The sequence below is a fragment of the Streptococcus canis genome (assembly GCF_900636575.1).
GTDB lineage: Bacteria > Bacillota > Bacilli > Lactobacillales > Streptococcaceae > Streptococcus > Streptococcus canis.
Genome location: NZ_LR134293.1, coordinates 973,534 through 997,298, shown reverse-complemented (window position 1 = coordinate 997,298; position 23,765 = coordinate 973,534). Strand labels below are relative to the sequence as shown.

Below are 23,765 nucleotides of genomic sequence, written 5' to 3'. Positions count from 1 at the left end.
TTAGTCCTCCCAACGCTTGAATGCTAGTACCGCATTGTGACCACCAAAACCAAAGGTATTTGAAATGGCATACTTGATAGCTGCTTCTTTTCCTTGCCCAAAGATGACATTTGCTTCAATATCTTCTGACAAGGCTTGAGTACCAGCCGTCATTGGAACATAGTTATGACGTATAGCTTCAATAGTTGCAATAGCTTCCACAGCTCCTGCAGCACCAAGAAGATGACCTGTAAATGATTTGGTTGAAGACACTGGAACGTCCTTACCAAGAACAGCTACAATCGCTTGGCTCTCGCCTTTTTCATTAGCTGGCGTTGATGTTCCGTGCGCATTAACATAGTCAATGTCATCAGCTTCAATACCGGCTTCTTGCAAGGCTAAATGAATGGCTTTACGAGCTCCCAAGCCTTCTGGATGTGGTGAGGTCATGTGATAAGCATCGCAGGTATTGCCATAACCAACAATCTCTGCTAAGATTGTTGCCCCACGTTTTTGAGCATGTTCAAGACTTTCTAAAACAAGCATTCCTGACCCTTCTCCCATGATAAAGCCATTGCGGTCTTTATCAAATGGAATAGAACTTCTACTTGGATCCTCAGTTGTTGATAAGGCTGTCAGGCTTTGGAAACCAGCAATGGCAAATTTTGTAATGGCCGCTTCGGAGCCACCAACCATCATGACATCTTGAATTCCAAATTTAATAGCGCGGAAGGCATCTCCAATTGCATCATTTGAAGAAGCGCAGGCAGTATTAATTGATTTACATACTCCTTGTGCTTTCAATTTCATGGCAACATTACCTGCAGCCATATTTGGCAAGGCTTTTGGCAAGGTCATTGGTTTCACACGTTTTGGCCCTTTTTCATGTAGGCGAATGACTTGTTCTTCAATCTCTTGGATACCACCAATCCCTGAAGCAACAATGACTCCAAAACGGTCAGCATCAATAGTGTCAATATCTAAACCAGCATGCTCAACAGCTTCCATAGCCGCATAAAGAGCATATAAGGAATACCTGTCGAAACGGTTTAGATCTTTTTTTACAAAGTACTTATCAAAAGGAAAATCTTGAATTTCAGCTGCATTTTTGACCGCATAATCGGTTGTGTCAAATTTGGTAATAGGGCCAATACCGATTTGACCAGTTTTCAGATTGTTCCAAAATGTTTCAGGATCATGCCCGATTGGAGATGTTAAGCCATAACCTGTTACAACTACTCTTTTAAATGTCATTTCACTACGTCTCCTTATTGCATTGTCATTCCGCCATCAATAGCGATAACTTGTCCTGTAATATAATCTTGTTCAGCCAAGAAACTCGCTAGTTGAGCAACCTCTTGCGCTTTTCCGATACGTTTCATTGGGATTTGACCTAAAATTTGCTCCTGCATTTTTTCAGGGAGGACACCTGTCATATCAGACTCGATAAAACCTGGTGCAATAGCATTCACTCGAATGTTACGAGCAGCAACTTCACGGGCAACAGATTTGGTAAAGCCAATCAATCCTGCTTTAGAAGCTGCATAGTTCGCTTGTCCAACATTACCTGTTAAACCAACCACACTAGAGACATTAATGATAGCTCCTTGGCGAGCCTTAGTCATTGGTTTTAGTACCGACTGAGTCATGTTAAAAGCACCAGTCAAATTGATTTTCAAGACACGTTCAAAATCTTCTTCCGTCATTTTGAGCATCAATTTATCATTGGTAATACCAGCATTGTTCACTAAAACATCAATCGAACCTAAGCTCTCAATCGCTTCATTAACCATACGTTTGGCATCTGATGATTCTGAAACATCTCCAGAAATAGCAACAACTGTTACACCATAATCGGCAAAGCTGGCGATAAGCTCTTCAGAAATAGCAGAGCGACCATTCAAGACAATATTAGCCCCTAAGCTAGCAAATTGATGAGCCATCGCTAAACCGATACCTCTTGTTGAACCTGTAATAAAGATATTTTTTCCTTTAATTTCCATGAGTTTCCTCTCTATCTATTTAAAAATGAGCGTAGGCCTACCATATCCTCAATACTGTTACATGGCAACTGCTTGTCAATTTTTTTTACAAAACCTGTCAAAACCTTGCCTGGGCCAATCTCAATAGCCTGAGTTACCCCATTTGCTGTCAAGGTAGCTATGCTGTCATAGAAACGAACAGGTTCCATCACCTGACGGGCCAACAATTCGGGGATACGGTCTTTTTCCATAATACTAGCTTCGGTATTACCAACAAGGGGAATTTTGAAGTCATTGAAGTTATACCGTTCCAATTCCCAAGCTAATAAACGACTGGCTGGTTTTAACAAAGCCGTGTGGAAGGGACCTGACACGTTTAAGGGAATCAGTCGTTTGACACCTCTTTCCTTTAATAATTCAACCGCAACATTTACAGCATCTGTTTGACCACCAATCACAATTTGACTAGGAGTATTATAGTTTGCTGGAGCAACCACTCCATGTTCAGCAGCTATTTGACAGACTTCTTCAATCACTTTGGCGTCCGTATTCATGACCGCAACCATTTTCCCAGAACCTACTGGAGCAGCATCTTCCATCAAGCGACCTCTCTTAGCAACCAGAGCCAAGGTGTCTTCAAAAGAAAGCGCTCCTGATGCCACCAATGCTGAATATTCTCCTAGAGAAAGACCTGCTACCATGTCTGGCTTAATGTGATGCAAGCCCAAAACACGATAGATGGCAATTGATGATGTCAAAATAGCTGGTTGAGTGTAGCTGGTTTGATTTAATTTTTCTTGGTTACTATCAATCAAACGGCGTAAATCATACCCTAATACTTGACTAGCTTGATCAAAAGTGTCACGGACAATAGCAAAATTATCATAGAAATCTCTTGCCATCCCTAATTTTTGAGCACCTTGACCAGCGAATAAAAAGGCTGTTTTTGTCATTGTCATCATCCTTTATTTTGTTAATTTAGTTATCTAAAGAAATAGATTGCCAGCGCTTGGACTCTTCTTGAATAACTTGAGCTGCACCATAATAAATATCTTTTAAAATGGCCTCACAACTTTCTTCTTCCTTAACAAGACCAGCAATCTGACCTGCCATAACCGAACCATTGACCACATCACCATCAACAACTGCATTGCGAAGTGAGCCCGCCCCCATTTCTTCAATATCATCTGCTGTCTTTTGGTCGGTCAAAAATTCTTTTTCAGCCTTGGCATAAGCTGAGGTCAATTTGTTTTTTATAGAACGAACAGGATGACCTACAACCTGAGCAGAAATCACCGTATCAATATCTTTAGCTTTCAAGATTTTGTCTTTGAAGTTTTGGTGCGCATTAGATTCTTTGGCGACAACAAAGCGAGTTCCGACCTGGACAGCTTCTGCACCTAGCATAAAGGCTGCTGCTGCTCCGTGGCCATCAGCAATCCCTCCTGCTGCAACAACAGGAATAGATACTGCTTCAACCACTTGTCTCACAAGAGTCATGGTCGTTAATTTACCAATGTGTCCTCCAGCTTCCATACCTTCAGCGATCACTGCATCAACACCTAATTTTTCCATCCGTTTCGCAAGAGCCACACTTGGAACAACTGGAATAACAATTATTCCCGCCTGATGCAACCGCTCCATGTACTTCCCTGGATTTCCTGCACCTGTTGTGACAACTTTGACACCTTCTTCAATAACCAAATCAACAATATCATCGGCAAAAGGTGACAAGAGCATAATATTTACACCAAAGGGTTTGTCAGTAATGGCCTTGACGCGATCAATATTGGCTTTAACAACTTCTTTTGGAGCATTACCACCGCCAATGATTCCTAAACCACCGGCATTGGATACTGCACCTGCTAGGTCTCCATCAGCAACCCAAGCCATACCTCCTTGAAAAATGGGATAATCAATATTAAGTAATTCTGTAATATGTGTTTTCATAATAACTTTCTATAAACAATAAGGAGAATAATTTGATAATCAAACTATCATGGTAAGAAGAAAGAGCGAGTTAGATCCCAAAAAGAGTCTAATCTCACCCCAACGGTTTGACTAATGCCTATTATCTTGTCCAGTTATGATAGGGACATGGGCAGCTAACATTTAACACGTTGCTGCTATATCAGTCATTCCTAGATTTATTTTGTTTTCTCTTCAACGTAAGCAACAAGGTCACCAACAGTGTTCAAGCCTTCTTCAGTTTCAATTTGGATATCAAAGGCATCTTCAATCTCTGAGATAACTTGGAAAACATCAAGTGAATCTGCGTCAAGATCATCAAAAGTTGTTTCCAAAGTCACTTCTTCTGTTTCCTTACCAAGTTCCTCAACGATAATTTCTTGTACTTTTTCAAATACTGCCATTTTTATTTCTCCTTAAAAAATATAAATTTATTTTTATAAATGTGCTAGGCACATGATATAACTAGATTTTAACAATTAGACTTCCCCATGTCAAACCTCCACCAAAACCGGAAAATAAGACCTTTTGGCTACCATCTAATTTAATCTGCCCCTTTTGGACAGCCTCTGACAAGAGAATTGGGATACTCGCTGCACTTGTATTTCCGTAATGCATCATGTTTTCAAGAAATTTCTCTCGAGGGAGGTCGATTTTACGAGCCATTTTGTCAAGAATACGACGATTGGCTTGGTGCAAGAGCAGATAATCCAAGTCTTCTTTGGCTAGACCTGACTGTTCAATGATTGATGAAATATTTTTGGACACATCTCTAATCGCAAAATCAAAGATGGCACGTCCATCCATTTGAATGGTAGTTCTTGCTTCTTCGCTAATGGAAAAGGGAGAGGATAGACTAGTCTGACCAGAAGTCAAACTCCGTCCACGAGCCCCATCAGTATGTAAGGCTTCTGCTAATACATGCTTGTCTTGACTGGCTTCTAGCAAGATACCCCCTGCCCCATCTCCGAAGAGAACAGCTGTACTTCTATCCTCCCAGTCAAGCAATTTTGATAAAGTCTCTGCCCCAATCACCATTCCCTTCTGATAAGCACCCGATGAAATAAGTTTATCAGCCATGGCCAAAGCAAAGACAAATCCACTACAAGCAGCTGTCATATCAAAGGCAAAGGCTCTCGTAGCACCAATAGTCGCTTGAACTTTTGCCGCTGTTGAAGGCATTGTAGCATCTGAACTAATAGTAGCAACGATAATAAAATCAATAAGATCCGCCTCTAAACCAGACCTTGCCAAGAGTTGCTCTGCAACTCGACTAGCCAAATCACTGGTCATTTCATCCCTGGTAATATGTCGCTGTGCAATTCCTGTCCGAGAAAAAATCCACTCATGACTGGTATCCATTATGTTTGCTAAATCATCATTGGTCACTAGCTGTTCAGGAACGTAGTGAGCCACCTGACTGATTTTCGAAAAGACCATTTAAACCAAATCCTCCAAAAATTGATGTAGGTTGCCTAGTCCGCGCATCAGCGCTTGCATCTCTTCGTCACTCATATCAGCAATCACATGACCAACCATGTTTTTGTGAAACTTAGCATGAAGGCGATCCAAAAGGCGACCTTTTTTTGTTAGTGACAGGTAAACAACCCGTCTGTCTGAACTTGACCGCCTTCTTTCGATGTAGCCTTTTGCTTCCAGTTTATTCAAGCTAGTGGTTACCGTTCCTAATGTTACCATTAGTTCTCTGGCAATGTCACTTGGCGTCACCTGATCATATTTTCCAATAATCTCAATGGTGTGCATCTCTTTTAATGAGACATCACTAAACTGACTCGTCTTTAGGCTCATTTCTTCAATAACCAAGATACGATTGAAAATATCAACCAAGTATTGGTTAATTTTGTCATATTCCAAGTAAACACCTCCTAGCAATAAACTTTGACAATCAAAGTATATCAAAGGTCAAAGCTTTTTGCAAGCATTGATGTCTTACTTTCCTTGGAAATTCGGTCGTCGTCTCTCTCCATAAGCTCTAACACCTTCTTTGAAATCTTCTTTGAAGGCTAGTTCTTCTTGAATATCAAGTTCTTTCTTAGCATAATCTTCCCAGCCTGTAAAAAAACTCTGCCATACCAAAGTCTTCATTCCAGCGTAGGAATTGGAAGACCCGCGTCTCAACCGTTTTAAGAGTTGAAGACAAGCTTTGTCTAACTTATCGGATTCGGCTGTACGATAAACAAAGCCATAGTCAAGACCTTTTTCTGCTGTTACTCCCTCACCAGTCATGACAAGATGGGTGGCGCGGTTCAGTCCAACTGCACGTGTTAGCAAGAAGAGACCACCCGCATCAGGTGCCAAGCCAACATTAACAAAGGCTTGAATAAATTTTGTTTGCGAGCTAGCAATGCAAAAATCGACTGCTAAAGCAATATTAAATGCTGCACCAGCTACTGCACCATCAGCACAAAGAATAACTGGTTTAGGCAGCTGCTTAATTGCAAATGAAATTTCTTGAACCAGCTCAGCAATTTTAACCAATGACTGGACATCATCCTTTTCAACAGCAGCTTGCATCTCAACCAAATCCCCACCAACTGAAAAAATTTTCCCATTGGCTTTAATCAGTAAAAAGCGCACAGAAGACTGCTGCTTAACTTCCACCAATGCTTCTAAAATTTCTTGACAGATCGGAATGTTAAACCCATTAGATACCTCTGGACGGTTTAAGGTTAGAGTCGCAAGGTCGTCTTCAATGTCAAAGATGATATGTTTAAACTGCATAACAGCCCTCTTTTCTGATAACTTATTTGAAAACAAAATTATTTTATTTTAAAATGATTTGATAATCAAATTAATTACCTAAATATGATACACCAGATTGAGGACTTTGGCAAGAAAAAAATGAGTTTTAACATCAAAAATGCCTCCCACCTTGATTTTAATAAGAAAAAACGCAGCTTTCAAAAAAGCATTCGTTTAATTCTTTTAAATATCTTCTAAAGCATCTTTGACCTTATCAAAGAATCCTTTTTTCTTGGGATGGAGAGGTTGCTCACCACTTGCCTCAGCAAAAGCCCTTAAAGCTTCTTTTTGAGCTTCATTGAGTTTGGTTGGAGTGACAATATTGACTGTCACATGCTGATCACCTTGGCCACCACCACGGAGCTTTGGTGCCCCTTTGCCTTTGAGACGGAAGGTTTTACCTGTTTGTGTTCCTGCTGGGATAGCCATTTCAACATCGCCATGGACTGTTGGAATATCTACAGTATCCCCTAAGGCTGCCTGAGTGAAAGTGATATTCAGACTGTAATAAATCGTCGAACCATTTCGCTCAAATTTCTTACTTGGTAAGACATTTAAAATGACAAATAGATCACCATAAGGTCCACCATTAAAACCAGCCTCACCTTGTCCTTGAAGACGAATTTGCTGACCAGTTTCCACACCTGCTGGAATTTTGACGGAAACTTTGTGGACTTTCTTTTCATGACCAGTCCCATGACAGGTTGGACACGGTTCTTTAATTTCTTGTCCACTACCATGACAGACATCACAAGTCACTTGACGACGCATCATACCTAGGGGTGTTTGTGTATCAACCGTCATCACACCTGAACCGTGACACTTACGACAGGTCACTGGACTAGTACCAGGTTTTGCACCTGACCCTGCACAGGTGCCACAAGTTGCTTCACGGTTATAGCTAACTTCTTTTTCAACACCAAAAACAGCCTCTTCAAAAGACAAATTGACACGGTACTGTAAGTCATCGCCTTGACGAGGAGCATTAGGGTTGCGCATGCCACCGCCACCAAAGAAACTTGAGAAAATGTCTTCAAAGCCGCCAAAGCCAGCACCATCAAAGCCACCAAAACCGCCCGCTCCACTACCGAAGCCACCATTAGCACCCGCAGCTCCATATTGGTCATAAGCGGCACGTTTTTGAGAGTCGCTTAGCGTTTCATAGGCCTCTTGGACATCCTTATATTTTTGCTCTGCACCTGCTTCTTTATTGATGTCTGGATGGTATTTTTTGGACATCTTACGGTAAGCTTTTTTAATGTCGTCTTGGGAGGCATCCTTAGAAACCCCCAAACGATCGTAAAATTCAGTATTGTTCATAATTAAGATACCAAGCCCGAAAAAAGCAAAGTGACAATAGGAAATCGACAGAAAATCCTGATTTTCTAAACGATTCATCTTTTTCACACAGCTTTTAGGGCGGGTTCGTTTCCTTTCTATATAAAGGTTCTTCTCTCGATAAATTCCTAAGAAATAGGAGTTTTGACGTCAGACGACTTGCGTCCAAAGAAAAACAATCTTTTTAGCACAGTCCGTAGCTCATGTTCAATTAAGAACACTTGCCTTCCTTTCTGTGAGTTTCATCTTTTTTCAACAAACTCCTTAAGTGGCGTGATCGTCAGCAGTCGCTTATTGCCTATCATGACTTATAATCAAGCCCTAAGGTCTTTCCCCATCAAATAACACAACTGTCATCTGACCTTCACCACGTTGGAGTTGCCCATATCTGCGGTCTCCGACCCCGTCGCTTTCGCTTTTCCCACGACCTAATACATCTTTTTTACAGTCTTCGGTCGCTTTCTAGCCAAAAACAGAGGCTGGGGCAACCTCTGAATTTGTAGCTTATTATGACGCGTGTCATGTGATTCGATAGTAACCACTTTTCGAATTAACATGAATTCGAGCTCTCCAATTTCTTGGCTTGAGATAAAAAGGTCCCCCGAACCTTAACCGTCCGCTCTCTGTCTCTAGGTTCACAGGCTAAAATAGTCCATAGAGCCTACTACTCGATTGGCATTTCCATCTCATGGGATAAAACAGTTCAGTGGACGGCATCACTTTTTGTTTCAGGGTTCGGGATAAAAATGTCTAGTAGACATTTTTATTTTTCCGTAAATTCGCCATCTACAACGCCGTCATCATTTGATGAATCACTTGCTTGAGCACCTTCTGCACCTTGTGCTGCTTGTTGAGCTGCAGCAGCTTGTTCGTACATTTTAACGGCTAAGGCTTGTGCTTTTTCATTAAGGGCTTCAAGTTTAGCCTTCATGTCGTCAAGGTTGCCAGATTCTTGAGCTTTCTTCAAGTCATCAAGAGCTGCTTGAGCGGCATCACGCTCTGTATCAAAACCTTTACCTTCAGTTTCTTTGATGGTTTTTTCAGTAGCAAAGATAGCTTGGTCAACTTCGTTTTTAAGATCAACTTCCTCTTTACGTTTTGCATCTGCTTCAGCATTTGCTTCTGCGTCTTTCATCATACGGTCAATTTCTTCTTCTGAAAGACCGTCATTTGACTTGATAACGATGTGTTGTTCTTTTTGCGTACCAAGGTCTTTTGCTTTTACAGAAACAATACCATTTTTATCAATATCAAAGGTTACTTCGATTTGTGGAATACCACGAGGAGCTGCAGGAATATCAGTCAATTGGAAACGTCCAAGAGTCTTGTTATCTGCTGCCATTGGGCGTTCACCTTGAAGAACGTGGATGTCAACAGCTGGTTGGTTGTCCGCTGCTGTTGAGAAGACTTGTGATTTAGATGTTGGGATAGTGGTGTTGCGGTCGATAAGTTTTGTGAAGACACCACCCATGGTTTCGATACCAAGTGACAATGGTGTCACGTCAAGAAGCACAACGTCTTTGACATCACCAGTAATGACACCACCTTGGATAGCAGCACCCATAGCAACCACTTCATCAGGGTTAACTGATTTGTTTGGTTCTTTACCTGTTTCAGCTTTAACCGCTTCAACAACTGCTGGGATACGTGTTGATCCACCAACAAGGATAACTTCATCAATTTCTGATAATGACAAGCCTGCATCTGAAAGGGCTTGGCGAACTGGTGTTTTCGTACGTTCTACAAGGTCACGAGTAAGGTCATCAAATTTAGCACGTGACAAGCTCATTTCCAAGTGGAGAGGTCCACTTGCACCAGCAGTGATAAATGGCAATGAAATTTGAGTTTGAGTGACACCTGACAAATCTTTCTTAGCTTTTTCAGCAGCATCTTTCAAACGTTGAAGCGCCATTTTGTCTTGAGAAAGGTCAATACCATTTTCTTTTTTGAATTCTTCGACTAAGAAATCAATGATTTTTTGGTCAAAGTCATCACCACCAAGTTTGTTATCACCAGCAGTCGCGAGTACGTCGAAGACACCGTCACCCAGTTCAAGGATAGATACGTCAAAGGTACCACCACCAAGGTCAAATACCAAGATTTTTTCTTCTTTATCTGTTTTGTCAAGACCGTAAGCAAGAGCTGCTGCTGTTGGTTCGTTGACAATACGTTCTACTTCAAGACCAGCAATTTTACCAGCATCTTTAGTCGCTTGACGTTGCGCATCGTTGAAGTAAGCAGGAACTGTGATAACCGCTTTAGTCACTTTTTCACCAAGATAGTCTTCAGCATAACCTTTAAGGTATTGAAGAATCATAGCTGAGATTTCTTGTGGTGTGTATTCTTTACCATTTGCAGCAACTTTTTCAGAAGTACCCATTTTTGATTTGATTGAGATAATGGTATCTGGGTTTGTGACTGCTTGACGTTTTGCAGCATCACCAACAATGATTTCACCATTTTTGAAAGAGACAACAGATGGTGTTGTACGGTTTCCTTCTGGGTTAGCAATGATTTTTGATTCAGATCCTTCAAGAACTGCGACTGCTGAGTTAGTTGTACCTAAGTCAATACCGATAATTTTACTCATGTTTATTTCCTCTTCTGAATTTTATTTTCTTTTGATTGTTCCCTTAGGAGGTTGGGACACCAGCAAACCTTCGGTTTCATGGCTAACTGTTGAGCCTAGAGTCTCAAAAGTTTCCAAGTAATAGCTCTTTTAAAGGGCTCTTACCCTTACCTCAGCGGGGACAAATCCAATAACACTCACTACGTTCGCTTCATTGCTAGCGCAGTTAAATGAACGTTTTAATATTGTCATTTCTTAGTTTACTGACATTTCGGTCAAGTGAGATAGCTCAATTGAGCAGGCGCTAAAAGCATCGTGATAAAAATAAGTCTTCCTGAGGGTAAACACACATCATTGGTTTCCTATTTTCTTTTCGCTTTTTACGCCCTTTGCATCTTAATTATAAACTACCACCATGGCTGGTCTTAGCAAGCGCTCATGGAGTTTGTAGCCTTTTTGGAAAACTTGTGCAATGCTATCTGCTGGGTGGTCATCGTCTGCTGGCAAGGTTTGAACAGCCATATGGAGATTGTGATCAAAGCTTTCTACAGCCACTTCTTCAATCCCTTCTTCTTTAAGGGCTTGAACAAGGCTCTCTTGAACCATTTCAAGGCCTTTTTTGACATCGTCTGTCAGCCCTTCAACAGCTAAAGCACGTTCTAAATTATCAAGGCTTGGGAGAATTTTTTTCGCTAAGTCTTGCGAACGGTAACGTTGCAAGTTTTGACGTTCTTCGTTGGCACGGCGTTGAATGTTTTGCATCTCAGCGTGAGCGCGGAGGTACTTGTTTTCAAAGTCTTCTGCGCGTTCATTAGCCAATTCCAAGTCTGTTTTCTCAGGAGTTTCTTCAACGACGTTATCTTTTGTCTCTTCAGTTGTCTCAACAACCTCGTCGATAGCTTCTTGCTTGACCTGTTCTTTTTTTTCTTTTTTTGACAAGGGCTATACCTCTTTCTTATATTTTCAATCAATAAGCTGCGCTAGTTAACTTCATAGTGATTACTATTCAAATAACGGTAGTAATCTCTTAATTTAACTGCCAGAATACGTCCGATAACATTCATCAAACTGACACTACGGCGATAATCCATATCAATCGGTCCGATTAGGCTAAGCAGCCCAAAACCACGATAAGGAATTAAAAATTTGTAAGTCAACAGGGTGACATTGGCCAGAGCTGCTTCTCGACTTTCTGCCACTTGAACGATCGCCATATCATCTTCTGCCATGCTCTGCCTAATTGACAGGGCCAACTGTTGCTCATGGTCAAGAAATTGATAGGTAGCTAAGCCAGCATAATCAAGAGAAGCTACCTTTCCTGAAACAAAAATCGTTTCTTGGAAAAGACCAGCAAAGATGTAAGCAAACAGATCCAAGACGTTGTCTGTCACTGTGAAATACTTTTGAACAACCTGTGGAATTTCTGTTCGTAATTTATAATGAACAGCCATCACGTCCCTACCTAATAGACGCTCATCCACAATTTCCTTGAGAACTAAAAGGTCTTTGCTAAGGAAATTTTTGGGAATGGCAAACTGAACGGTTAAGGGTTTTGATTCGTCCAAGGTAAGCACAGCTAAGGCATCATGATTGGACAATTGAACAATATCAAAGGCCGTTAATTTTTGCCTAGCAGGTTCCACATCTAAAATTACAGCCGTATAGCCCGTAATTTCTGCTAAAATTTGACTGGCCTTAGCCAGAAGATCTTCCAGTCTAAAGGCTTCAAAATCAAAGGCTTTGACCATCTGATAGACATCTTGTTCATCAATGCTATCTAAACTTAGTGAGTGTTCCACAAAATACTTAAACCCTGCAGCACTCGGCATCCGTCCGCTAGAAGTATGTGCTTTTTCAAGGAGGCCCAGTTTTTCCAGCTTAGCCATGTCATTTCTGATAGTAGCACTACTAGAATCTATAACAGACTGTAAAGCTTTTGAGCCGACTGGTTCATGGGTCTGCGTAAACAATTCCACAATAAGGTTTAAGATGTCGTTTTGACGCTCGGTAATCACAAACCAACCACTTCCTTTCACTTAGCACTCTATGTATCAGACTGCTAATTTATAATTCCATTATACTCCTTCCAACACGCATGTCAAGGGAAAAACTCAAAAAATTAGCACTCTTTTCAAAGAGTGCTAATTCTATTGATCATAGCTTGTTAAATTCTTGTCCTCAATGACTTGAATCAAACGTTTTGCGTAAGTTTTATCATCGGGGTGAAGATAGTCTTGTAAGCTTTGAGCTGGAATTTTATAGCCTTTTTCTGTTGCTAGACTTCGGTACAAGCCTTTGTCAGCGATGTTCCCTTGGCTAAGCATGCTTAGGTAATCTCTGATAGCACTTTCTCTATCTTTATAAACAGCATACCTAATTTTTCGGTTGTTTTGCTTAGGAGATTTTAATGTAATGGCTGCCTGTCCCACTGCTGCTTCTTTGTTAAAGAGATTATGATACTTAGCAGCTAGCAAGGTCTTGCCATCTTTGGTGTCTAACAGGATTTGGCCAATCAAAACAGAGGGGCTGACTCCATAATACTCTGCCAGAGGCTTCACTTCTGGACCAATGCTTTGAATCAGTTGCTCTTGGGTGTAGCCTACCTTAATCTCTTTGGTGGCGCTAGCCGTTCTTCCATTAACAAGCAGAGGGCCAATCATCAAAATCAAAAAGAAGAGTAGGAGCCCTACAAAATAGGGTAATTTCAGTCGGCTTCTCATCATTTCTCCTTCAAAGCAGTGATATATTCTTCTAGAGTAAGGTTATGCTGGGTCATATAACGGGCTGAGGCCTTCCCCACATAACGGTAATGCCAATCCTCATAACCAACCCCTGTGCTTTGTTTTTTCCCATCTGGAAACCGCAGCACAAAACCATATTCAGGTGCTATTTTTTGAACAGCCTTGGCTACTTGTGGATCGCTAGCATTTAAGCTATCTACGGTACTCATATCAATAGCTAGTCCTGTCTGGTGTTCACTGGCACCTGCTGGCTGAGAATAGGTCTGCACCAAAGCTTCCGCAGCTTCTTGTGTTAAACTAGGATCCTTGGCCATTTCTTGGCTAAGATAAGATTGATAAAGCTCCGCTTGATAGGCTACTGAGCGATAGCCTGAAATAAGGTGTTCTTGAGGGTCAATGGCTTGAGCTGCCGCTAAAAAATCAGCGGTAGCTTGTTCAATGCGTTTGTCAACAGAAATGCCATTCACGTCAACCAATTCTGGGCTCATTTCCTCAGTGATATGGTCACGATTGACCAAGACCAATTCCCAGTCTTTCGGAGACACCTTGGGGAGCCTTGTGGATGATTTCTTTTGCTTGACCACTTGCTGACTGGCTGCCTTGTGTTGGGGTGTGGTCGGTAAGACTTGCTTTTCTGGTTTAATAAAAAGGTAGATACCTCCCAAGAACAGACCAACAACGAGTAATTGGAATAAGGGTTTTAACTGATTATGTTTCATTTGACATTGCTTCTATTATTTCACGACCACGGTAACGGTAACTCATGTCTCCAATAGTTTTAATGGTAAATTCCCCATCTTCAAATTCGACAACCGTAACACTACCATTATCAATATATTGTTTTTCACGATCTGGATCGATTAGCCACATAAAAGTACCAATCGTCATGCCATGACTCACCACAAGGGCGTTGCCACCACCAGCATTTTGAATAGATAGGGCGATAGCTTCAAAACCGTCCCAAATACGTTTGCGGAGGACTTCCCATGGTTCTGCCCAGTTAGCCGTATCAACTTCTACGATGCTTTCTGCTAATTCAGAATAAGGGACATCACGCAAGTTGTCACGGTTTTCAAAGACTTTTGTTCTTGGAAGAACACCTAAGAATAACTCTGAATCATAAGCCCCATCAAGGCTACCAAAGCACCACTCACGAATGCGTTTATCGCGTGTGTAAGGGAGAAATTCGTTTTCCGATTCTCTCAAAATAATGTCCATGGTTTGCATGGTTCGCCCTGAATCACTTGAAAAAGCGGCTTTAAAAGGAACACCAGCATCTTTCAGTCCCAAGCCTAATTCTCGGATACCCTCTTCTCCTTTTTTCGTAAGAGGTGTATCACTCCAACCTTGAGCACGACCAATGGTGTTAAACATGGTTTTGCCGTGTCTAGCAATATACAGTCTTGTTTTTGTCATTTCAACCTCCAAAAATCTCTTCTTATTATTATAGCATTTAAAGAAAACACTTGCAAAAACAGACAAGTGCTAGCCATTAATTCTTAAAGCTGTGGACAGGAGCTGGCATCTGCCCAGCACAAGCAATAAAGTCAGCCGATGAATGCGGATTAGCAGCCATGACCGGAACTGTCTCTAAAAGACCACCAAAAGTTGTCAGTATCTACCAGAAAAAGAAGAGTTGTTATTCAATTGACACTATTTCTTAATGTTGAGACTTTATAATATAATGGTAGCTAATAAAAGATAAGATGTTTGAAGCTGCCAAAAAAGCTGGTATCCTTTCAGGACCAGCTTTTTTGTGCTTGCTCATTGGCATCTGAATAAAGAGAGATAGGGTAAGGCTTAAAGAAAATTAAAGTCTATAGTAACAGTTCCTCCACCAGACAAATCTATGGTTTCACCCTTCTTCGCCTGAAAGTCGGCCTCCGTTATCTCCGCTTAGACCTGGAAGTCGGCCGCCGTTATCTCCGCTTAGACCTGGAAGTCGGCCGCCATTATCTCCGCTTAGACCTGGACGTTGAGAACCGCCATTATCTCCGCTTAGACCTAGAAGTCGGCCTCCATTATCTCCGCTTAGACCTGGACGTTGAGAACCGCCGTTATCTCCGCTTAGACCTGGAAGTCGGCCTCCGTTATCTCCGCTTAGACCTGAAAGTCGGCCTCCATTATCTCCGCTTAGACCTGAAAGTCGGCCTCCATTATCTCCGCTTAGACCTGGACGTTGAGAACCGCCGTTATCTCCGCTTAGACCTGAAAGTCGGCCTCCGTTATCTCCGCTTAGACCTGGACGTTGAGAACCGCCGTTATCTCCGCTTAGACCTGGAAGTCGGCCTCCGTTATCTCCGCTTAGACCTGGAAGTCGGCCGCCGTTATCTCCGCTTAGACCTGGACGTTGAGAACCGCCATTATCTCCGCTTAGACCTGGACGTTGAGAACCGCCATTATCTCCGCTCAAGGCTACTTGGCGATTATCTGGATCTTTAACTTGCCGAGGCCCAGCACCTGAGCCTAAAAAAAGGGCTGAGACCAGTGCAGAGAGCAGTAAGCCACTCGTCACTACTCCACCCGCAAATAGCCATTGCTTTTTGGATTTCCATGTTCTGAATTTCCCTTTTGATTGGTTCATTAAATTAACTATACCTCACTTTTATATAATTATTTTTTAATTAGAAAACAATTATATATATATATATTGTCAAGCCTTTTTTATAAAAAATTGTGATGTAGAAGGAACCTTAAAAATAAACGCAACCAAAAGAGCAATCAGACAAAAATAGAGACTCACCAGAAGTGAATCCCTATTTTTTCTGTGCTGAGAACTCATTTTATCTCAGACCTTTTTCTTATCTGAGCACTACTAGAGCTCGTCTTATCATTTGTTACCAAAAATAGCTGACGCAAGAACAATCACAATGGCTGCTCCCATGATGGAGGGGAAAATAGCCATGCCTGCCAACTGAATGCCCCAATCCCCAAAAAGCCTTTGACCAACGGCCGACCCAATAAGGCCGGCAACACTATTAGTAAAACAGCCCATAGACTGCCCTTTTTCGGTGATTTTACCTGCAATCATGCCGATGATAGCACCTACTATTAAAGACCAAATCATCTCACTACCTCTTTCTCTTATCTCGTCTATTATAGCTACCTTAATAAATCGCAACCCTTCTTACGCTTGATGTTCTGTCTCACAGCTGCTTTCATCAACCGTTTTTCTTTTTGGTAAATCAGCAAATCTCTAAAAGAAATCAGCAAAACAGCCACTAAAATCAAAACCATTCCTAAAAGATCAATGGCGTAAAAAAACTCTTTCAGGAGCACAATGGCAAAGAAAACAGAGGCCACTGGCTCAATAGATGCTAGCAGGCTTGCCTTAACAGGCCCAATGAGAGAAGCACCTTTGAGAAAAAAAGTATAGGCAAAAAGGGTTCCTACCCCAATAATACCGACTAGAGCAATCAAGTTGCCGACTGTTAAAACTAGAGGGTATCTCCAGGCTCTGGTCACTACTGGAAAGACGATCCCCCCCATTAGCATAGCCAGTCCAATGACCAGCAAACTTCCCCACTCCTCAATTAATTTAACCGGCTTAATGACGCAATAGGCATAAGTGAGGGCCGAAAAAATACCCCAAAACAATCCTATCGGACTAATGGCCAAATGAGCTAAATCCCCATGAAAGGCCATAATAGCAGTACCTACGATAGCCAGTATAATAGCCAGCGTTTCGGATAGACTGGGCAGACGTTTAGCCTTCAAAGAAACAAAAACCAATACCAAAATGGGAGATAAGTACTGTAAAACGGTGGCTGTACCAGCATTGGAGTAGCGTATTGCCAAAAGGTAGGCGTATTGGTTAAGTCCCAGACCAAGTAAGCTATAAATCAAAAGTTCTCTTAACTGTTTTTGAGAAGTAATAAGTGCTACAACCTGTTCTTTTTGACGCCAACAAGCTAGAGCCGATAAAATCAGACCAGATATGATCAGGCGAAGGGAGGTCAATAAATGAACGTCCATGCCATGTCCCATTAAATATTGACCAGAAACACCTGAAATTCCCCAAGCCACTCCTGCCAATAGAACCATTAGACTTCCTTTAAGCGTTTTTGACATAGCACCACCCTTTTTCCATCTCTTTAAAAATTAGTTTAACACCGTTAAGCAGGCTTAGCTAGCCTAAATAGGCTACTTTGAGAAGTCTTTTTTAAGCTCTTAGACAATCCTTCATAAACTAGTCGCCGCGTCTGAGTTAACGATGCACGCTCTATCAGTCCTTACGATTATACTACTCTGGTTACAAATGAGCGAACTTTAAGAAAAGCACTCGTCAATCAATCACTTTTTGATATTAAAGTCTCTCATCAGCTATTGGTGATAAGGACTAATCTAATAGTTTTTGCAATTCTTGCGCCAATAATTGTTGAGCGACTTGTGGATTTGCTTGACCTTTGGTTGCCTTCATCAAGAAGCCTGTGAAAGCCTTGTCGGCATTGCGTTTACCTGATTTGAAATCAGCCACTGCAGCTTCATTATCAGCAAAGACTTGGTGAATAATTGGTACCAGAACAGCTGGATCAGAAATCTGAACAAGCCCTGCCTTTTCCACGTAAGCGCGAGCTGAACCGCCGTTTTTAGCCAAATGTACAAAGACTTTCTTAGCGATTTTAGAAGAAATAGTGCCATCAGCAATGATGCCAATCATTTCCACTAAGTTGTCAGGCGTCAAGCCAATTTCTTCGATGGTTTTGCTTTCAGCATTAAGAAATTGGGCAACTTCTCCTTGTAGCCAATTAGAGACTTGCTTAGCATCGCCTCCAAGAGCCACTGCAGCTTCAAAGAAGTCTGACAAGGCTTTGGTAGCGGTTAGCTGGCTAGCATCATAAGCTGAGAGACCAAGTTCCTCTTCATATTTTGCACGACGCTGAGCTGGAAATTGTGGTAATTGGGCACGCATCTCGTCAATCCAAGCATCATCAATCTCATATAATGGTAGGTCTGGTTCTGGGAAATACCGGTAATCCGCTGCTCCTTCTTTGACCCGCATCAAAATAGTCCCCTTATTTGCTTCGTCATAGCGGCGCGTTTCTTGGCGAATCACCCCACCTGAACGCAAGATTTTGGCTTGACGTTCCACCTCAAATTCGAGCCCTTTGCGGACATTTGAGAAGGAGTTCAAGTTTTTCAATTCGGTCTTTGTTCCAAATTGTTCTTGCCCGTAAGGACGAAGGGAAATATTGGCATCCACCCGCATGGAGCCTTCTTCCATCTTGACATCAGAAATACCCGTGTACTGGATGATTTCTTTCAGAGCTGTCAAATAAGCATAAGCTTCTTCTGGGGAACGCATGTCTGCTTCTGACACAATCTCAATCAGAGGAACTCCTTGGCGGTTAAGGTCCACATAAGAATAACCATCTGTGCCATGAGTATTTTTACCAGCGTCTTCTTCTAAGTGTGCGCGTTCAATACGAATTTTCTTGGTTGAGCCATCTTCTAATTTAATCTCAATCCAGCCGTTGTAGCCAATCGGCTCGTCAAACTGTGAAATTTGATAAGCTTTAGGATTATCTGGGTAGAAATAATTTTTGCGGTCGAAATGCATCTCTTTATGGATATCCATATTGAGGGCAAGCGCCGCTTTTATGCCCGCATCAATAACCCCTTTGTTCATGACTGGCAAAACTCCCGGGAAAGACCAATCAACTACATTCGTGTTGGCATTTGGATCCTCACCAAAGTGAGCTGACGAAGGTGAGAAAATTTTGGAATTGGTATTTAATTCCACATGGACTTCAAGCCCAATAATGGTTTCAAAATTCATTACTTGTCACCTCCAAAAATAATCGGTTGTTGCTTATGATAATCTGTTACCGCTTCAAAGGCTGCGGCTGCTTGATAGATGGTTTCTTCGGCGTATTTCGGACCAATCAATTGAAGCCCTACTGGCAAGCCATCGACGAAACCTGCTGGGATAGAAATCCCGGGTAGACCAGCCAAGTTAACCGGAATGGTCAATAAATCAGCCAAATACATGGCAACAGGATCGTCATTGAGGGTATCTAGTCCAAAGGCAACCGTCGGTGTTGTTGGACCTAAAATAAGATCATAGTCCGCAAAAACCTTGTCAAAATCTTGGATAATCAAGGTACGCACTTGTCCAGCCTTTTTAAAATAAGCGTCATAATAACCCGATGATAAGCTAAAAGTTCCAAGCATGATACGACGTTTAACCTCATCACCAAAGCCTTGACTACGAGTGTTAACATAGATTTCGTCCAAGGTTTTAGCATCGTCAGCACGGAAACCATAGCGAATGCCATCAAAACGTTGTAAGTTTGAGGACGCTTCTGACGACGCAATAATATAATACACCGCCACACCATACTTGCTATGTGGAAGGCTAACTTCCTCAACAGTAGCTCCTAAGGCTTCAAATTGTTTAGCGGCCGCAAGAACCGTTTCCTTAATCTCAGGATCAATCCCTTCTCCGAGGTATTCTTTAGGAAGGGCAATCTTCATGCCTTTAATGTCACGACCAATTTTAGACGTGTAGTCTGCAATGCGGACAGGTGCTGAAGTAGCATCCTTGACATCGCTACTTGCAATCACATTTAATAATTGGGCGTTCTCTTTAACTGTCGGAGCAAAAGGTCCAATCTGATCAAGTGAGCTGCCAAAAGCAATCAAACCATAGCGAGAAACAGTACCATAGGTCGGTTTCAAACCGACAACACCATTAAAGGCAGCTGGCTGCCGAATAGAACCACCGGTATCTGAACCAAGAGACAAACGAACTTGTCCTGAAGCCACTGCTGTTGCTGAGCCACCTGATGAGCCACCAGGTACTTTTGTGTGGTCCCAAGCATTTTTCGTTTTCTTGAAATATGACGTTTCGGTTGAACCACCCATGGCAAATTCGTCCATGTTGGTTTTCCCGATGACAATCATGTCTTTAGCGTAGGCATTAGCTACTGATGTGGCATCAAAAATCGGCTCATAGTTATACAACATTTTTGAAGCGGCTGTGGTTAGGATTCCCTTGGTTGAGATATTATCTTTAACAGCTAGTGGAATACCTGACATGAGGTTCTCAGCATCAATACCTTTGGCATCAATTGCCGCAGCTTGTTCAAGAGCAGCTTCCTCTGAAACAGTGATAAATGACCCAACAGCCTCCTCACGAGACTTGATGTCTGCAAGCGTTGCTTGGGTCAATTCTGTTGCTGAAATCTCCTTAGCCACAAGGAGGTCATGCAACTCTTCAATGGTTTTATGATTAAAAGACATTAGGCATCTCCTCCGTCATCCAAAATAGCAGGTACCTTGATAAAGTGATTTTCTTTTTCAGGAACATTTTTAAAGAGCAAGGCACGGTCTGTTCCTTCTTCGGCGACATCTTGACGCATCACATTTTTCTTATCTGCCATGGTTGTTGTAATGGCAACACCTTCGGTATCAACTTCGTTCAGCAATTCAACCATGTCAACGATTTTAGATAAGGTCGTTGCAAAGGCTCTTGTCTCACTTTCTGAAAATGATAATTTTGATAGTTTCGCGACATGGCGAACTTCTTCTTCAGAAATTTTCATGATTTCTCCCATCCAAGATGATCAGAAGTATTCCAATGCCAAAGAACAGCTCTGCCATTCTCCAAAGGTCCGGAAAAACTTCTCACATCATTTTTACATAGTCTCAATTATTATATCACAATTGCTCCCATTTACCATAGATGACCGATGCAATTCTAGAAAGCTATACAGCAAAAAAACTCCCTGACTAAGGTCAGAAAACCTTAGTCAAGAAGTTTGATAGACTCAGTTCTATTTGTCTTGGGTAAAACTGTAGCTTGAAGCTTTGATAGCCGCCTGAGCAGCCGCTAAGCGAGCAAGCGGCACTCTAAATGGCGAACAAGAAACGTAGGTTAGACCTTGACTGTGGCAAAAGGCAATGGCAGCTGGGTCGCCACCATGTTCCCCACAAATACCAAGTTTCAACTCAGGCTTAGCCGAACGACCTAATGCAACTGCGGTGCTAAAGAGACGACCAATTCCTTTCTGATCAAAGGTCTGGAATGGATCCTTATCAAAAATTCCCCTGTCAACGTATTCCCCCAAGAATTTTCCAGCATCGTCTCGGGAAAAACCAAAGCCCATTTGTGTTAGGTCATTTGTGCCAAAACTAAAGAAATCAGCATACTGAGCGATGTCATCAGCTGTCACACAGGCTCTTGGAATTTCAATCATCGTCCCAATGGTGTAAGCCAACTCTTGATCTAGGGCTGTCAATTCTTCTTGCATGGTTTGCTCAATGAGGGGACGTAACATAGCCAGTTCCTTGGCACTACTAATCAGAGGAACCATAATTTCGGGTCTCACTTCATACCCTTCTTGCAAGGCCTTGATAGCACCTTGAGCAATGGCTTTGACCTGCATTTGATAAATTTCTGGGTAAGTAATGGCTAAACGACAACCACGGTGTCCCAACATAGGGTTAAATTCTTCCAAGTCAGCAATGCGTTTGTGAAGGTAATCTAGGGGATAACCCAGCTGCTCTGCCAAATCCTTAATCGCTTTTTCCTCATGCGGCAGAAATTCATGTAATGGTGGGTCTAAGAGACGAATGGTGCAGGCTCTGCCATTCAATACTTTAAAAATCTCATAAAAATCCTGACGTTGGAAAGGCAGGAGCTTGTCCAAGGCCTTGAGACGATCATCTAAGCCGTCCGCTAAAATCATTTCACGAACAGCTGGAATCCTGTCTTCCTCAAAGAACATGTGTTCTGTCCGACACAAGCCTATACCTTCTGCGCCAAAGTCAATCCCTTTTTGGGCGTCACGAGGATTGTCAGCATTGGTTCTGACCAACATATCACGCGCCTCATCGACCCAGCTCATAAAGGTTGTATAAGTGTCGTCAACTGTTACGGAGGTCATGGCGAGTTCTCCCAGATAAACAGCACCTGTGCTGCCATCAATAGAAAGATAGTCTCCCTCATGAATCTGTCTACCGTCTACTTCAATGCTTTTTGCTACTTCATTAACCCGTAATTGACTACAACCAGCCACACAGGTTTTCCCCATACCTCTTGCAACCACTGCTGCGTGAGAAGTCATGCCCCCGCGAGCCGTTAAAATACCAACTGAACTCACCATCCCTTCAATATCTTCTGGTGACGTCTCTTGACGAACTAAAAGACATGGTTCACCTTGTTTGGCATGAGCCACCACATCCTCTGCTTGGAAATAAACACGACCCGAAGCAGCTCCTGGTGAGGCTGGTAATCCCTTAGTCAGACACAAGGCCTCTTGACGGGCTTTGGGGTCAAAGGTTGGGTGAAGCAACTGATCCAGCTGACTAGGGTCAATGCGTAAAATAGCTTCTTCTTTGCTAATCAAACCTTCTGTCACCAAATCAACGGCAATCTTGATAGCGGCCTTGGCAGTGCGTTTCCCATTACGGGTCTGCAGCATATAAAGCTTGCCTTTTTCTATGGTGAATTCCACATCTTGCATGTCACGGTAGTGTTTTTCCAGAAGCTTGGTGATAGCAACAAATTGGGCATAAATAGCTGGCATTTCTTTTTCTAGAGTGGCTATACTTTGTGGCGTCCGAATGCCTGCCACCACATCTTCTCCCTGGGCATTGATCAAATATTCTCCAAAAATAACAGCCTCTCCTGTGGCGGGATTGCGGGTAAAGGCAACTCCCGTACCACTATCTGCTCCCATATTCCCAAAAACCATGGACTGGATAGTCACCGCTGTTCCCAATTGGTCCGAAATATCATTGAGTTGACGGTAAACACGAGCCCTTGGATTATTCCAAGACCGAAAAACAGCCTTAATCGCAAGCAATAATTGCTCTTTGGGATTTTGGGGAAAAGCCTTGCCAATCTCACTTTGATAAATAGCCTTGTATTCAGTCACGATAGCCAGTAAATCGTCTGTTGTTAATTCCGTATCATTTTGATACCCCTTGACTTCTTTGATACGGTCAAGGACAGCTTCAAATTTGTACTTGGGAATCTCCATAGCCACGTCCGAAAACATTTGAATGAAACGGCGGTAGCTATCATAAGCAAAACGTTCATTTTGTGTGCTTGCGGCAAGGCCAAGCACACTCTTATCATTTAATCCGAGATTTAAAATGGTATCCATCATGCCAGGCATGGAAAAAACAGCACCTGAACGGACTGAAACCAATAACGGGCTGTCGTCACTGCCTAATACCTTCCCCTGAACCTGCTCCAATTCCAGCAAAGCCTGATCAATTTGTTCTAACACCAGCGAACTGATCTGACCGTTTTTTTCATAATAATCATTACAGGCTTCTGTCGTAATGGTAAACCCTTGCGGCACAGGCAGGCCAATAGCTGTCATTTCAGCCAAATTTGCTCCCTTGCCTCCTAATAAATCGCACATGTCTTTGTGACCTTGATCAAACCGATAAACAAATGTCTTTCCCATG

Annotated in this window: 22 protein-coding genes; all 22 read right to left on the bottom strand. The window is 42.2% G+C overall.

The genetic code is table 11. The features are described 5' to 3' along the window. A complete protein-coding gene (gene fabF, locus EL097_RS05175) occupies window positions 1–1,233 on the bottom strand; it encodes a beta-ketoacyl-ACP synthase II (protein WP_003045011.1) in 1,233 nt (410 codons plus the stop codon). Window positions 1,234–1,247: 14 nt separating this feature from the next. Continuing rightward, the gene (fabG, locus tag EL097_RS05170) at window positions 1,248–1,982 is read right to left on the bottom strand and encodes a 3-oxoacyl-[acyl-carrier-protein] reductase (RefSeq protein ID WP_003045015.1); all 735 of its coding nucleotides are present in this window, start codon (window positions 1,980–1,982) and stop codon (window positions 1,248–1,250) included. 11 nt (window positions 1,983–1,993) lie between these two features. Beyond that, on the bottom strand, window positions 1,994–2,914 hold the full coding sequence (gene fabD, locus EL097_RS05165) for an ACP S-malonyltransferase (RefSeq protein WP_003045019.1): 921 nt from the start codon (window positions 2,912–2,914) through the stop codon (window positions 1,994–1,996). Window positions 2,915–2,939: 25 nt separating this feature from the next. Beyond that, window positions 2,940–3,911 carry an enoyl-[acyl-carrier-protein] reductase FabK gene (gene fabK / locus EL097_RS05160; RefSeq protein ID WP_003045021.1) on the bottom strand — a complete coding sequence of 324 codons (972 nt, stop codon included), beginning with the start codon at window positions 3,909–3,911 and terminating at the stop codon, window positions 2,940–2,942. 197 nt (window positions 3,912–4,108) lie between these two features. Further along, window positions 4,109–4,333, bottom strand: coding sequence for an acyl carrier protein (locus EL097_RS05155; RefSeq protein ID WP_003045024.1), 225 nt, complete (start codon window positions 4,331–4,333; stop codon window positions 4,109–4,111). Between the two features lie 61 nt (window positions 4,334–4,394). Further along, window positions 4,395–5,369, bottom strand: coding sequence for a beta-ketoacyl-ACP synthase III (locus tag EL097_RS05150; RefSeq protein WP_003045027.1), 975 nt, complete (start codon window positions 5,367–5,369; stop codon window positions 4,395–4,397). Next, window positions 5,370–5,804 (bottom strand): fatty acid biosynthesis transcriptional regulator FabT, encoded by a 435-nt coding sequence (gene fabT / locus EL097_RS05145; RefSeq protein ID WP_003045030.1) that lies wholly within the window; start codon window positions 5,802–5,804, stop codon window positions 5,370–5,372. It abuts the gene before it with no gap. Between the two features lie 75 nt (window positions 5,805–5,879). Then, window positions 5,880–6,671 carry an enoyl-CoA hydratase gene (locus EL097_RS05140; RefSeq protein WP_093998803.1) on the bottom strand — a complete coding sequence of 264 codons (792 nt, stop codon included), beginning with the start codon at window positions 6,669–6,671 and terminating at the stop codon, window positions 5,880–5,882. 204 nt (window positions 6,672–6,875) lie between these two features. Beyond that, window positions 6,876–8,012 carry a molecular chaperone DnaJ gene (dnaJ, locus tag EL097_RS05135; RefSeq protein WP_003045038.1) on the bottom strand — a complete coding sequence of 379 codons (1,137 nt, stop codon included), beginning with the start codon at window positions 8,010–8,012 and terminating at the stop codon, window positions 6,876–6,878. Between the two features lie 781 nt (window positions 8,013–8,793). Further along, window positions 8,794–10,620: a molecular chaperone DnaK gene (dnaK, locus tag EL097_RS05130; protein ID WP_003045041.1), complete on the bottom strand. Its 1,827-nt coding sequence runs from the start codon at window positions 10,618–10,620 to the stop codon at window positions 8,794–8,796. A 375-nt stretch (window positions 10,621–10,995) separates the two neighbouring features. Then, window positions 10,996–11,538, bottom strand: a complete 543-nt coding sequence (gene grpE / locus EL097_RS05125; protein ID WP_003045044.1) for a nucleotide exchange factor GrpE — start codon at window positions 11,536–11,538, stop codon at window positions 10,996–10,998. A 41-nt stretch (window positions 11,539–11,579) separates the two neighbouring features. Next, complete coding sequence (gene hrcA, locus EL097_RS05120; RefSeq protein ID WP_129545037.1) at window positions 11,580–12,614, bottom strand: heat-inducible transcriptional repressor HrcA; 1,035 nt, start codon at window positions 12,612–12,614, stop codon at window positions 11,580–11,582. A gap of 132 nt (window positions 12,615–12,746) precedes the next feature. After that, a complete protein-coding gene (locus tag EL097_RS05115) occupies window positions 12,747–13,319 on the bottom strand; it encodes a glucosaminidase domain-containing protein (RefSeq protein WP_003045049.1) in 573 nt (190 codons plus the stop codon). Continuing rightward, complete coding sequence (locus EL097_RS05110) at window positions 13,319–14,059, bottom strand: M15 family metallopeptidase (protein ID WP_003045052.1); 741 nt, start codon at window positions 14,057–14,059, stop codon at window positions 13,319–13,321. Before EL097_RS05110 ends, EL097_RS05115 begins: the two co-directional genes overlap by 1 nt. Continuing rightward, complete coding sequence (locus EL097_RS05105; protein WP_003045055.1) at window positions 14,049–14,756, bottom strand: histidine phosphatase family protein; 708 nt, start codon at window positions 14,754–14,756, stop codon at window positions 14,049–14,051. Before EL097_RS05105 ends, EL097_RS05110 begins: the two co-directional genes overlap by 11 nt. A gap of 439 nt (window positions 14,757–15,195) precedes the next feature. Continuing rightward, a complete protein-coding gene (locus tag EL097_RS05095) occupies window positions 15,196–15,924 on the bottom strand; it encodes a KxYKxGKxW signal peptide domain-containing protein (protein WP_129544987.1) in 729 nt (242 codons plus the stop codon). A gap of 246 nt (window positions 15,925–16,170) precedes the next feature. Next, window positions 16,171–16,407 (bottom strand): GlsB/YeaQ/YmgE family stress response membrane protein, encoded by a 237-nt coding sequence (locus tag EL097_RS05090; RefSeq protein ID WP_003045062.1) that lies wholly within the window; start codon window positions 16,405–16,407, stop codon window positions 16,171–16,173. A 35-nt stretch (window positions 16,408–16,442) separates the two neighbouring features. Further along, a complete protein-coding gene (locus tag EL097_RS05085; RefSeq protein WP_003045067.1) occupies window positions 16,443–17,411 on the bottom strand; it encodes a DMT family transporter in 969 nt (322 codons plus the stop codon). Window positions 17,412–17,679: 268 nt separating this feature from the next. After that, a complete protein-coding gene (gene gatB, locus EL097_RS05080) occupies window positions 17,680–19,119 on the bottom strand; it encodes an Asp-tRNA(Asn)/Glu-tRNA(Gln) amidotransferase subunit GatB (protein ID WP_003045071.1) in 1,440 nt (479 codons plus the stop codon). Next, window positions 19,119–20,585 (bottom strand): Asp-tRNA(Asn)/Glu-tRNA(Gln) amidotransferase subunit GatA, encoded by a 1,467-nt coding sequence (gene gatA, locus EL097_RS05075; RefSeq protein WP_003045074.1) that lies wholly within the window; start codon window positions 20,583–20,585, stop codon window positions 19,119–19,121. Before gatA ends, gatB begins: the two co-directional genes overlap by 1 nt. Then, the gene (gene gatC / locus EL097_RS05070; RefSeq protein WP_003045078.1) at window positions 20,585–20,887 is read right to left on the bottom strand and encodes an Asp-tRNA(Asn)/Glu-tRNA(Gln) amidotransferase subunit GatC; all 303 of its coding nucleotides are present in this window, start codon (window positions 20,885–20,887) and stop codon (window positions 20,585–20,587) included. Before gatC ends, gatA begins: the two co-directional genes overlap by 1 nt. A 231-nt stretch (window positions 20,888–21,118) precedes the next feature. Continuing rightward, complete coding sequence (ppdK, locus tag EL097_RS05065; protein ID WP_003045080.1) at window positions 21,119–23,764, bottom strand: pyruvate, phosphate dikinase; 2,646 nt, start codon at window positions 23,762–23,764, stop codon at window positions 21,119–21,121. Window position 23,765 lies beyond the last annotated feature (1 nt).